Source organism: Bradyrhizobium genosp. P (assembly GCF_049949265.1).
GTDB lineage: Bacteria > Pseudomonadota > Alphaproteobacteria > Rhizobiales > Xanthobacteraceae > Bradyrhizobium.
In genome coordinates this window covers 4820335-4832278 of the sequence record NZ_CP188195.1, presented here as the reverse complement: position 1 = coordinate 4832278, position 11944 = coordinate 4820335, and the positions used below count along the sequence as shown (strand labels likewise).

The following is an 11944-nucleotide window of genomic DNA, read 5'->3' as shown; positions in this document are numbered from 1 at the left end:
AGACGTCGGGTGAAAGAGAAACTGCTCGCGACCGCGCTGAGCGCGACGCTGCTGTTCGCCGGCTCATTGCGCACGGCAAATGCCGAAACCTCGGCATTCAGGGACGCGTTGCGTCCGGACGGTCATGGCCGGTCGGCGACGTCGCGCGCCAATGAGGACGTGATCCTCGCCGTCAGCAACCCGCGCCGCAACTGCTGCAAACGGGAGAGATGAAATCCTCCAATGGCTCGCTGCTAAAGCGTAGCCAGCTTGGCGGCGCCCTTGGCGATGGCTTCGTTGAAGCTGGTATTCCAGAATTTCCCGACCTCGGCCCTGGCGTCGAGGACGCCGAGCTTGAGGAAGGTATCGGCGACGGCTTGATGGGTCACCGGCACGTCCGGTGTCACACCGGCGAGCGAGAAATCGGTGCTGCGCCGCGCGAACTGGTCGAGGATGTCCTGCAGCGGCAGATGGGTTTCCGCCACCTGGGCTGTGGCATAGCTCGGGAAATTCTTGTTGGCGAACGCATAGGCGCGCTGGATCCGCAGCAGAAGGTCGGTCAGCGCCGCATGACGCAGCGGGTCACCAATGGCCTTCGGATTGGCGTAGATCGGAAAATTCCCCGAGAGATAGCCGACGCCGGTCTTGAGCAGGCGCGCGCCCTGCTTGGCGATGGCGAGCTGGCCGTTGTAACCGTAGATCGCCCAGGCATCGAGCTGGCCGGAGGCGAACGCCGAATAGCCGTCCGACGGCGTCAGGTTGATGGCGTCGATGTCACCGAATGACAGGCCCGCCTCCTCGAGCTGCTTGGCGAGGAAATAGTGCGCGGTCGTCGCGCGCACATAGCCCACGCGCCTGCCCTTGAGATCAGCGATCGAATGGATCGGCGCATCCTTTGCCGCCACCGTCACCTGGATGTTGAGATCTTCATGCGTGACCGCGATGAAGCGCACCTTGGCATTCTGCCGCGCGGCAAACATCGCAGGGATCTCACTGCCCGATCCGAGATCAAGCGCGTCGCCGCTCAGCGCCTCGATGTGGAGCACGCCATTGTTGAGCTCCTTCCATTCGATCTTGTAGGGCGTCTTGTCCTCGGAGGCCGCCTGCAGCAACGGACGCCAGCCGCCTTTGTAATAGGCGACGCGAAGCGTGGTGCCGCCAAGATCAAGATTCGCGCCCTGCCCGGTTTCGGCGCGTGCACGGCCCGCAATCAGGCCTCCGGCAAAAGCACCGAGCGCGGAACGTCGTGAAAGAGAAAGTGGAATCGTCATAAGCGCAGCTCCTGATCAACAACGCCTTCAGCCTAGGGGAAAAACAGTCGATGTATAGAAAAGGCTATTTCGTTTTTCGCTCCACTTGCAAAATGCCGTTTCAAACGTCGCCCGCTTGATGCAGCGATCTGCTTTCTGGTGCAATCAAGCTGACGGCAAGTATCCGTAGCCGGGACCGGACGGCTACCGTGCGATCATCGCCATGATGCGTGGCGGCTTTCCGGATATTCAGTGGACCCTGGAGGAAACGATCGCCGAAGGTGACAGGATTGCCGCGCGCTTCACAATGCGGGGTACACACCTCGGCACATTTTTTTGGCGTTCCGCCAACGGGCCGGTCGATCGCCGTACAGGCGGTGAATTTCTACCGATGGTCTGAAGGAAAAATCATCGAAGAATGCGGACAGCCTGACCTGCTTGGGCTCATGCAGCAGATCAGCGCGCTTCCGACCTAATGCCGCCAAGCGCGTAGGATGGGTTGAGCTGTCGCGAAACCCATCACAGCCGCCGATTGCAAATGATGGGTATCGCTACGCTCCACCCATCCTACGCGCTATGGTGCTTCACTCCGGGTATCGAGACATGAAATGAAACGACGCGACGTCCTTGGATTGCTGACGACGGGCGCAATCGGCTTTGCCGTGCCGCCTCCGCGCGCATTTGCCCAAGCCGCCGCGCCGCAGATGGCCGCGCTGAGCGACTACATGAGCGCAGCGCGGCAACGCAGCCTTCCCACTGAGGTCGCCGAGCAAGCCCAGCACCATGTACTCGATACGCTGGCTGCGATGATCTCGGGATCGCGGCTGGCGCCGGGCGACGCGGCGCAGCGCTATATCCGGGACGTTGCCGCCAAGGGCGACGTCACGATCGCGGCCACGACGCTGACGGTGCCGCCGATCGATGCGGCGCTCGCCAACGGCGTGATGGCCCATGCCGACGAGACCGACGATTCGCACAACGCGTCGCGCTCGCATCCCGGCTGCTCGGTGGTTCCGGCGGCGCTGGCGCTGGGCGAACGGTTCGGCATCACCGGGGAGCATTTCCTTCGCGCCGTGACACTTGGCTACGACGTCGGAACGCGCGTGGTGCTGGCAATGGGCGGAGCCAAGTTCAGCTATGAGAATGTCATGGACACGCACAGCCTCGCCGGAACATTCGGCGCGTCGGCCGCAGCCGCCTGCACCGCCGGCCTCGACGCCCAGCAGATGCGCTGGGTGCTCGACTATGCCGCGCAACAAGCATCCGGCTACATCGTGTGGCGGCGCGATGTCGACCACATCGAGAAAGGCTTTGTCTTCGCCGGCATGCCCGCGCGCAACGGCGTCACCGCCGCGCTGTTGGTGCGATCGGGCTGGACCGGCGTCGACGACGTGTTCTCGGGCCCGGACAATTTCTTCCAGGCCTACGCGCCGAAGGCAAAGCCCGAGCAGCTCACCGACAAGCTCGGCGAACGCTACGAAATCGCCCTGACCGACATCAAGAAATGGTGCGTGGGCTCGCCGATCCAGGCGCCGCTCGACGGGATCGCCGCGATCCGCAGCAAGCACCCGTTCAGCGCCGATCAGGTCCAGCGCGTGACGGTGCGTGTCGCGCCTTCGGTCGCCGCGGTCGTGGACAACAGAGACAATCCGGACATCAGCCTGCAGCACATGATGGCCGTGATGCTGCTCGACGGGACCGTGTCGTTCCAGGCGGCACACGACAGAGCGAGGATGAAGGACGAAGCTGTGCTGCAGCAGCGCGCGAAGGTGGACCTTGTCAGGGATGACGAGCTTGCCAAACTTCTGCCGGCGCGCGTCACCATCGTCGAGGTCGACCTGACCGACGGCACGCATCTTTCCGAACGCGTCACCGACGTTCGTGGGACGGTCGCAAATCCGATGACACGGGCTGAAGTGACCGACAAGGCGCGAAATCTGATTTCGCCGGTGCTGGGCCTTGAGACGACCGAACGGTTAATCGAGACGGTTTACACACTCGATACCGTGCCCAACATCCGTGATCTCGGGCAACTGCTGCGCCCGCGATGATTCCTGCCAGGCGCGCCCGGCACGTCGACGATCACTCGATCAAAGTGCCTGAAGCAGTCTCTTGCAGACGTCGGCGAGCGCGTCCGGGGCTTCCAGCGGAGACAGATGGCCGACGCCTTGCAACACGCGAAAGCTGGCCTGCGGCAGACAGCGGGCAAAGATCGCCTTCAGGGTAGCCTCATGCTCGACCTGATCGCGATCGCCGACCACCACGATGACGGGAAGCTTGATGGCGTCGAGCCCCGCCGTGACGTCCTCGATCATGCCGCGCTCGGTCCAGGCGCGCTTGGCCTCGGGCGCGCCACGCAGGGTGTCCTCGATGACCTGCTCGCGGAACTGGGCCGGCAGTGCCTCGCCGGCGAGCACGGCCAGCGCCAGCAGCACGCCCTCGCGAGAACCGTAGGACTGAAGCATGCCGACGCGCACGGCGTCCGGTACCGGCATTGGCGTCGGCGGCGCGGGCGCGATGAGCACCAATCCCGCGAGGCCTTTTGGACAGCGCCCGGCGACGATTTGTGCCACCTTGCCGCCCATGGAGTGGCCGACCAGCACATAGTGGTCGAGACCCAATTGGCGGGCGACGGCCTCGACGTCGTCAGCCATCGCGGCAAGGTCATATCGTCCGTCCGTCGCAAACGACGCCCCCCAACCGCGCTGATCGAGCGCGATGCAGCGCGGCTTGCCGCCGAGCCGCTCGATGACGCCGCGCCAGGTCCGCAATGAGCCGCCCCAATAATGCAGGAAAACGAGTGCGGGCTCTCCTGCCCCGCTCTCGGCGACGCGGATGGCAGCACCTTGGGTATTGATGATGTGATCGGCCATTGGTTCACCGGAGTTTGTCTGCATCCGCCGCGACGCTACACCGTCAAGACGTCGGGGCGGCTCAGGCGTTCAGGAACAGTCGCGCGTGTTCGAGAAAGATATCTGCGTGTTGCGACTGCGCCCCATGGCTGGCGTCCGGGTACATGATCAGTTGCACATTGGGGAGGTGCTGGGCGAGAAGAAACGCGTTGATCGGCATAACGACAACGTCCTTGTTGCCGTGCACGATCAGGGTTGGCTGACGAATCTGGCCCAGCATGGCGAAGCGATTCTCAGAGGGGATTGCACCCCATTCGCGGATGGATTGCAGTTGGGCGACAGCCGCTTCCCTGGGCACCGGCCCGTCTCGATCGGTCGCGCGTAGCTTCAGCCGTTCGAGGTAGGCGTGCCCTGCCGACTTGCTGGCGTCGCTCGGCGTGAAGAACGCGTTCATGAGCAACGCGACCGGATCGTCCAGGTCGTCAACCGTCAGCTCGGTGAAGGTCATGCCTTCGCCGCCGCGCGGCCCCGTGCCGAGTAGAACGATCCGCCTCACCATATCTGGAAATTCAAAGGCCAGTTGCTGCGCGATCATGCCACCGAGCGAGAATCCAAGGATGTCGAGGTTGTTCAAGTCGAGCGCGCGGCAGAAACCGACGAGGTCCTTCGTCATCGTGGCGACCGTCGAAGGCGTGGTGCCGGTCGAACGGCCGGTACCGGGATAGTCAAAGATGATGACGTCGCGCATGGCGGCAAGGCCATTCGTGATCCTGGGATCCCAGTCGTCCATGTTTGCCGCGAAGTAATTAAGCAACAGGAGGGGAAGCGCTCCACGCTTTCCAAAGCGCCGGTATGCAACCCGGATGTCTCCCACCTGAACGAATTGGGTCGGTGCAGTTTCATGTGTATCGTTCGACATTTGGCACGCCTCGTTCTGTTTGATTTCATTTTCGCGTTCGCGCGGGTAAGGCATCGCGCCCTCGCCGGCCGATCAGGCCGACGGAGCCATCTCGATGACCATGCGGAAGCGCGCCTGGTTCGCGAGCATCCTGGCGTAGGCATCCGGCGTTCTATCGAAGGGCACCCGCTCGATCCTGGCGCGGATGTTCTGCAGCAGGCTGAAGTTGAGAGCGTCCTCGATCTCGATCGGCGTGCCGGTGTTCTGCCCCGCGATCGAGTGCTCCCCGAACAACAGATCGGACACGCCGATCGTCATCGGCTCGGGACCGGCGCCAACGATGATCAATTGTCCCCTCGGCCCAAGGCCGCCCAGCAGCGCACCAAAGGTCGCCGGGTTCGACGCGGTCGCGACGATCGCGCTTGCGCCGCCCAATTCGCGCAGCGCTGTCGATGTAGTGGTCGGCGCCGAGCGACAGCGCGAGTTCCTTCTTGTCCGCGCCCCGCGCGATCGCGACGGTGCGGAAGCCCATGTGATCGGCGAACTGGATCGCCAGATGACCAAGTCCGCCGACGCCCTGCACGGCAACCAGGTCGCCGGGCTTCGCCACGGATTTGCGCAGCGCGTTGAAGGTGGTCACCCCGGCGCATTGCAGCGGGGCGGCGTCGGCCGACTGAAGCGCGTCGGGGATCGCGACGAGCGCGTGCTGACTGGCGACCATCATCTCGGCATAACCACCGTCGAGATGAAGTCCCGTGATCGCCTGATTGGCGCAATTGACGAAGTCGCCGCGCCGGCAAGAGGGACATTCGCCGCAACGCCCGGCGAGAAAGCCGACGCCGACGCGCTGTCCGAGCTTCCATCGCGTGACGCCCGCGCCCAACGCATCGACGCGGCCGACCGCCTCGTGGCCGGGCACTCGCGGATACGTCATGCCGGGAAAGCCACCCTCCACCGTCAATACGTCGGTGTGGCAGACCCCGCACGCCTCGACGGCAACGCGAACCATTCCCGCCGCCGGCGCCTCGACCGGACGATCGACAAGCTCCAGCCTGCCCCCGCCCAACGCTTGATAGGCCCTGTAGGTCGCTGCTGCCATTTTACTGCTCCTTCCAGAAGGTCCACACATCCATCCGAACCGACGACGAGGTGATCGCGATCAGGCCGGAAATTTGTCACCGAACATCGGCAGGCCGCTGCGCGATTGCTGCTGCGTGGCCTCGTCCTGGATGACGTCCCAGTGCTCCGCGAGCACGCCGTCTTCCATCCGCACGATATCGGCGACGACCCACGCCGCCGGCAGGCCGTGACCACTGAACCGGCCATGGAGGATGACGAAATCACCGCTCACCGCCGCGACCTGGTTCTCGTAGCGCAGCGTCGCGGGCAAGCCCTTGACCAGGTCAAACAGCCCGTCACGGCCGGGCGCGATATGCGCGCTGTGCTGGATGTAACGCGGCGACCAGAAGCGTTCGGCGGACGCGTAGTCGCGCTTGTTGAAGAGCGTATCGAACGCGTCCAGCACGATCTGGACCTGGCGGTCATCGCTGGATTTGATCATGGCTGTGTTTCCTCGTCATGGCTTGCTTGGTGTTGGAAGATCCTGCGCCCTACTCCGCGGTTCAGGACAGACTGCCGACGATCGACGCCCGGCGCGACAGCTCGATCCAGTTGCCGTCGGGGTCGAGGATCATCGAGATCCGGGCAACGTCGCCAAGCGTGATCGGTGCAAGGCCCTCACGCACGCCCTTGCTTCGCAGCTCGTCATGCACGGCATCGATATCGCCGACCTGCAGGGTGATGTAGCGCCAGCCGCGGGCCTGACGAACGGGATCGACGGTCGCCGTGCGGTCCTCCGAGAGCAAAACGAGACTATCTCCAAGGCGAAAGGCCGCACCGCCCGACCAGGGCTGTTCGGGGAAGCCGAGGAGTTCGCCATAGAATCTGCGGTGTTCGCTCAGCGACCGCACCGCCATGACGACCGCGATCTGGATGATGCCGTCATGCCCCGGGGGCACCAGGCTGATACGATTGCCATCAGGATCGGCCATCGCGCGCGGTTGTCCGACGCCCTCCCTCGCCACCATCAGCTCGCGGTAGCCGCTCGGCGCTGCATCGGCGAGCTGCTCCGCGTGATGATTGAGCTTGATGACCGAACCATTTGCATCGTGCCTGTGCTGTTTCTGCCCGCGGCGAACCGGCAGCACGTGATCGAAGCGGAGACCGGCATCCTGCTGCCAGAACCGCAGCATCGGCTCCAGATTATCCGTCGATAGTCCGACGTCGATAACGGTCTTCGCCAATTGCATCCGCCGCACCCTTGCTCGAACGACGCATTCGATCGCCAGGCATACCCAAAGTTCGAATCCCGGATTACTTCCGGACCAGCGGGATCTGCAGGTTGGTCGGGCGGTTCTGCTCGGTGTCAAAACCGCGGCCGTCGATATTACGCGCGCCCCAGAACAGCAGATCGCCCCGGAGATAGACCAAATCGTACTCCATGAAGTTCGTCCCCTCCTTGAGACCGAACGGCAGGAAGGACTTTCCGAAGATGCTCTGCGGGGCGTTGACCGCCCATGGCGCGTATCCGGCCGAAGCGACCTTGTTGAGGATGTCGGCAAATCCCTGCACCATCGGCGTCACCTCGTAGGACTCGTCGGCAACGAAGTCGACCTTCTGCGCACCCGCAGCGATCGGATGGGCCCCCTGCCACAGCATGTGGCCGCCGATCTTGATCCGCGCGAGCGGCACGGCCCCGTAAGGGTCGGCGAAGTTGACGACATCGAGCTCAAAGCGATCGCCCGGCAGATATTTGAAGGCGCGCTTGAGGTAGAACGGCTTGAGCGAGCCGTCCGGGTTCTTGCTCGGCCTGATCTCGGGCGCGATGCTCTCCCAGTCTCCGAGCAGCGCTTGCTTGATTTTCGGAAGGTCGGTTTCCATGCCACTTGTCCTTGGTTGATTGCTCGGGGACTGCGCCGCCGCTCCGCCTAATCCCGTGATCAGCAGAACGAACAGCAGCGATACTCTGGCACCTTTGCGCATGTGCAGGCTCCTTCAGGGGGGCAACACGCGCGGCCTCAGGCCGCGTGCACGGCGTTTGCAGCCTTGCGGATCAATTCGAGCTCGCTCTGCCTGTCAGGCAGCACCCTCGCGTCGGCGCCCTTGTCTATAGAGAGCGCTGGTGGGCCTGGAAAAGACTTTGTAAGCTGGGCCCATGCCTGCGAGACATGCCTGCGGGACATGCCTGCGGGACATGCCTGCGGGACATGGGGGATTGTGATGGAGCTTCGGCATCTCCGCTACTTCGTTGCCGTCGCCGATGCAGGCAGTTTAACGGTCGCTGCCGAGCAAAAGCTGCATACGTCCCAGCCCTCGCTCAGCCGGCAAATCCGCGACCTCGAGCAGGAGGTCGGCGTCCAACTGATCAGCCGCAGCGCGCACGGCATTGAGCTGACGGCTGCCGGCAAGGCTTTCCTGGATCATGCCCGAATGGCGCTGCTGCAGGCGGAGGCCGCGAAGGAAGCAGCGCTGCGCGCAGCACAGCCGCCGCGGCCGGTATTCGCTCTCGGATTCCTGTCCGGCGCCGAAATCGACCTGCTGCCCGAGGTGAACCGCGTGCTGCGCGAGGCGTTTCCCGGCATCGACATCCGCCTGTCGAGCGATTATTCGCCTGTGCTCGCCAAGGCCCTGATGCGGCGCAAGCTCGACGCGGCCTTCATGCGGCCGGAAGAGAACCTGGCGGACCTGGCGTCAAAGCGTGTGCGGACCGACCCACTGGTGTTTGTGTTTCCGAACGATCATCGCCTTGCCGCGCAAACCTCTATCGCGCCGCAAGAAATCGTCAATGAGACGTTCTATCTGCCATCCAAATCCGCGCCCGCGGTCCGCCGCGTCGTGCTGGAGTATTTCAACCGGACCGGAATCGACATCAAGCCGGAGCATGAAGTGCACAATGTCGTCCACGCCATCTCGATGATCACGTCGACGCGCGGCGTCATGCTGCTGCCGGCCTACACGAGACGCTATCTGCCTGAAACGATCACCACCCGCCCGGTGCAGGGAGAAGCGCCCACACTCGACCTGGTCCTCGCCTACCACAAGGCGAACAATTCGCCGATCCTGAAGCTGCTGCTCTCCAGAGTTGACCGGCTGAGTGTGGTGCCTGCCTGAGTATCTGCGCGCCGGAACGCGAAGCCGCGTCGTCGTCGACGGAAGACCGATTCACGATGATGCAGCGGTTCTCGTGTGCTTCGCTGCCGTGTGCTTCGCTGTCTTGCGCTTCCCAGCCGAACCGGTTTCTTCTTTGGACCTTGCGGTCGCCGCAACCTCGTTGGGCTTCACCCCGAGACGGTGCTTGGCGTACTCCTCCCCATCGATTGGGCCCATATGCGGTGGATCCCTGCCGAGATAGGGCCGTCCGATTCCATAGTCCTTGCCGCGCGCATCCACCCACTTCCAGAGCACCTGCGTGGAAGCCAACCGCTCGGCCCTTGTCGCGCCGTTGACGCTGACGATGTCAGCCGCCAGTCCATGACCATACCCGCCGCGAAAACTACCGCCGTGGAAGGATCTGTCATTGGCTGCCTTCAGGCCGCTTGCAATTGACTGACGATAGTCATCACGGAAGGCGCTCGTGATCCCGGGCGACAGGCCTGCTGCCTCGGCGGCATGCAGCATGTAAAACAGCCTCAGCTTGAACGCCCGATCCATGCCTCCAATGACGTAGTCACTCATGGGCAAGCCGGCGTGCTCTGCGGCCTTGACATCCTTCCAGGCAAAATCTTCGTCGACGGATATGCCAACGGTCCTCATGACCGTCACCGACTTGCCTTTTTTCCTGACGGTGACAGCTCGCTGAACGTCTTCTCTGACGGAGTCTTCCTTGGGCGCGCGCTGGTAAAGCGTCCACAAATAACGGTCGACACAGATATCGAGGACAAAACACTCATCGACGATTTCGGTTGAGTCCGGCGCCAGATTGACATCGCGGGGCGGCTCGCTCTCATCGCTGCTCGTGGCCCGCGGATTGGCCGGCGTTTCCGGCACCACGGCCTCCGCCGGGTCGGTCAAAGCAGCGGTTTTGACCGGTTCTGCCTCGGTCGTCGTCGGCGCCGGGGTAGCGGCCGGTGGCGCGACTGCGGCAACGGGGCCGCTGGCTGTGATGGCATCGGGAGTAGCCACCGGGATCGGCTTCACATCGTCGGCAGACTTGTCGTCGGCAAGCTTGTCGTCAGCAGGCTTGGCGTCAGCAGGCTTGTCGTCAGCAGGCTTGGCGTTAGCCGCCAGATACGGCGTGAGATTGCCGGTGGTCGGCGCCGCGCCAACGGGACTGTGGGTCGCGAATGAACCCGACATCGCCAGCAGCGCGGCCAAAGCCGGCACAGCGAGTTCCCGGCACAGGGCCGCCACAGCCACCCGCCTCGGGTGTATCATCCGCCGCCTCCAAGAGTGCATGGCCCAAGAGCGCGCCAAAGAGCGACCGCGCGAAGTTACTCGCTTGAGCCCCCCTGACGCAACATCCTGGGACGATCGGCGGCCGACGAGTTCCACTCGGAGTCGGCCAGTTGATACCTTTGCCTGAAGCGCGTTTTACGGCACGTCAGCAGCAAGCGCCCCCGGCCGAGCCCTCGCCTGCAAGCGCAACACCGCCTCAGCAAGCGGCACGTCGATCTGTGAGCCGTCGCGCTCGCGCAAACTCACCCGGCCGTCCCTCATTTCGCGCGGGCCTACGACAGCCATCACCGGCACCGCCATGTCATGCGCCGCCACGATGCGCCGCGAGAGCGTATCGGCGCCGTCATAGGCAACGGCCCTGATGCCGCCCTCCTCGAACGCCGCCAGCACGTCCGCGCCGTATCCGGCCTGCTCTTTCGAGATCGGCGCGACCGCAACCTGGTGCGGCGACAGCCAGAACGGAAGCACGCCGTTATGGCGCTCGAGCAGGATCGCGATCATGGGGCCGAGCGATCCGAAGATAGCGTGGTGAATCATCAGCGGCCTCGCGCGGCTGCCATCCGGCGCGATGTAGGACGCCTCGAGCCGCTGCGGCAGCACGCCGTCGAGCTGCACCGTGCCGCACTGCCAGGATCGTCCCAACCGGTCGCGCAGCGCGAATTCCAGCTTCAGGCCGTAGAACGCGCCCTCGCCGGGATTGATGCGAGGCACGAGGCCGCATTGCCGCGCGGCATCGCCGAGCTTCGCCTCCGACCAGTCCCAGGTCGCGTCGTCGCCGGCGCGCACCGCCGGCCGCGTGGCCAGCGGTACCTCGTAGTCGGGAAAACCGAGGTCCCGGTAGACCTCGCCCAGCAGGGCGATGAAGCGCGCGACTTCGCCCTCCACGTCCTGCTCGCGGCAGAACACGTGGGCGTCGTCCTGCTCGAAGGCGCGCGTCCGCATGATGCCGTGAAGCGAGCCGGAAGGCTCGTTGCGATGGCAGGCGCCGAACTCGGCATAGCGAATCGGAAGCTCCCGCCACGAGCGCAGCCCCTTGTTGAATATCTGCACGTGGCATGGGCACGACATCGGCTTCAGCGCCATCGCTTGTTCGTCGTCGTCGACCCGGAACATGTGCTCGCCGAACTTGTCCCAGTGGCCGCTGCGCTCCCAGAGCGCCTGCGGCAGCAATTGCGGCGTCCGGACCTCGGCATAGCCGGCTCGCCGCATCTTGCGCCGGACATAATCCTCCAGCACCCGGTAGATCGCGTAGCCGCGCGGATGCCAGAACACCATGCCCGGCGCATCCTCCTGAAGGTGCCAGAGCTTGAGTTGCACGCCGAGATTTCTGTGGTCGAGATCGTCCATGACTATGTTCCTTGTGAGGGGAATAAGCGCGGACGCGGACCATCAGAAACAAGAAAGGCCCCGTCCGTCGCCGGCCGGGCCTTTCTGGGTGAAGTACGCTTGTCTCTAGCGCGCGCAACCAGGAGGCGATCCGCCGTAAGCGGTCGCCGTGGTGGTCGATGCGA

At 64.0% G+C, this 11944-nt stretch carries 12 protein-coding genes and 2 pseudogenes; 4 read left to right on the top strand and 10 right to left on the bottom strand.

Features of this window, described 5'->3' with window-relative positions; all coding sequences use genetic code 11:
* Positions 1-9: 9 nt before the first annotated feature.
* Positions 10-213 (top strand): hypothetical protein, encoded by a 204-nt coding sequence (locus ACP2YO_RS23395; RefSeq protein ID WP_426442915.1) that lies wholly within the window; start codon positions 10-12, stop codon positions 211-213.
* 20 nt (positions 214-233) lie between these two features.
* Here the strand turns inward: ACP2YO_RS23395 and ACP2YO_RS23390 are convergent, their stop codons facing one another.
* Positions 234-1250: an ABC transporter substrate-binding protein gene (locus tag ACP2YO_RS23390; RefSeq protein ID WP_426442914.1), complete on the bottom strand. Its 1017-nt coding sequence runs from the start codon at positions 1248-1250 to the stop codon at positions 234-236.
* Between the two features lie 202 nt (positions 1251-1452).
* Between ACP2YO_RS23390 and ACP2YO_RS23385 the strand changes: the two are divergent.
* A pseudogene (locus ACP2YO_RS23385) lies at positions 1453-1705 on the top strand (ester cyclase).
* Between the two features lie 132 nt (positions 1706-1837).
* Positions 1838-3280 (top strand): MmgE/PrpD family protein, encoded by a 1443-nt coding sequence (locus tag ACP2YO_RS23380; protein ID WP_426442913.1) that lies wholly within the window; start codon positions 1838-1840, stop codon positions 3278-3280.
* Positions 3281-3319: 39 nt separating this feature from the next.
* Here ACP2YO_RS23380 and ACP2YO_RS23375 read toward each other — a convergent pair whose 3' ends face one another.
* From ACP2YO_RS23375 to ACP2YO_RS23345, 7 genes and pseudogenes are all read right to left on the bottom strand, one after another.
* Complete coding sequence (locus tag ACP2YO_RS23375) at positions 3320-4102, bottom strand: alpha/beta fold hydrolase (RefSeq protein ID WP_426442912.1); 783 nt, start codon at positions 4100-4102, stop codon at positions 3320-3322.
* Between the two features lie 61 nt (positions 4103-4163).
* Positions 4164-5054, bottom strand: a complete 891-nt coding sequence (locus tag ACP2YO_RS23370; RefSeq protein WP_426442911.1) for an alpha/beta fold hydrolase — start codon at positions 5052-5054, stop codon at positions 4164-4166.
* Positions 5055-5072: 18 nt separating this feature from the next.
* Positions 5073-5414 carry a hypothetical protein gene (locus ACP2YO_RS23365; protein ID WP_426443565.1) on the bottom strand — a complete coding sequence of 114 codons (342 nt, stop codon included), beginning with the start codon at positions 5412-5414 and terminating at the stop codon, positions 5073-5075.
* Positions 5415-5481: 67 nt separating this feature from the next.
* Positions 5482-5988: pseudogene (locus ACP2YO_RS23360) on the bottom strand (alcohol dehydrogenase catalytic domain-containing protein); the annotation flags it as partial.
* A 150-nt stretch (positions 5989-6138) separates the two neighbouring features.
* Positions 6139-6540 carry a nuclear transport factor 2 family protein gene (locus ACP2YO_RS23355; protein WP_426442910.1) on the bottom strand — a complete coding sequence of 134 codons (402 nt, stop codon included), beginning with the start codon at positions 6538-6540 and terminating at the stop codon, positions 6139-6141.
* A 61-nt stretch (positions 6541-6601) separates the two neighbouring features.
* The gene (locus tag ACP2YO_RS23350; RefSeq protein WP_426442909.1) at positions 6602-7288 is read right to left on the bottom strand and encodes a VOC family protein; all 687 of its coding nucleotides are present in this window, start codon (positions 7286-7288) and stop codon (positions 6602-6604) included.
* 64 nt (positions 7289-7352) lie between these two features.
* Positions 7353-7919: a hypothetical protein gene (locus ACP2YO_RS23345; RefSeq protein ID WP_426442908.1), complete on the bottom strand. Its 567-nt coding sequence runs from the start codon at positions 7917-7919 to the stop codon at positions 7353-7355.
* Between the two features lie 339 nt (positions 7920-8258).
* On the opposite strand from ACP2YO_RS23345, the gene ACP2YO_RS23340 reads away from it, so the two are divergent.
* Positions 8259-9149 (top strand): LysR family transcriptional regulator, encoded by an 891-nt coding sequence (locus ACP2YO_RS23340; protein WP_426442907.1) that lies wholly within the window; start codon positions 8259-8261, stop codon positions 9147-9149.
* Positions 9150-9200: 51 nt separating this feature from the next.
* On the opposite strand, the gene ACP2YO_RS23335 is transcribed toward ACP2YO_RS23340, so the two are convergent.
* Positions 9201-10361 (bottom strand): hypothetical protein, encoded by a 1161-nt coding sequence (locus ACP2YO_RS23335; RefSeq protein WP_426442906.1) that lies wholly within the window; start codon positions 10359-10361, stop codon positions 9201-9203.
* Between the two features lie 207 nt (positions 10362-10568).
* On the bottom strand, positions 10569-11780 hold the full coding sequence (gene thrS, locus ACP2YO_RS23330) for a threonine--tRNA ligase (protein ID WP_426442905.1): 1212 nt from the start codon (positions 11778-11780) through the stop codon (positions 10569-10571).
* Positions 11781-11944: the final 164 nt, after the last annotated feature.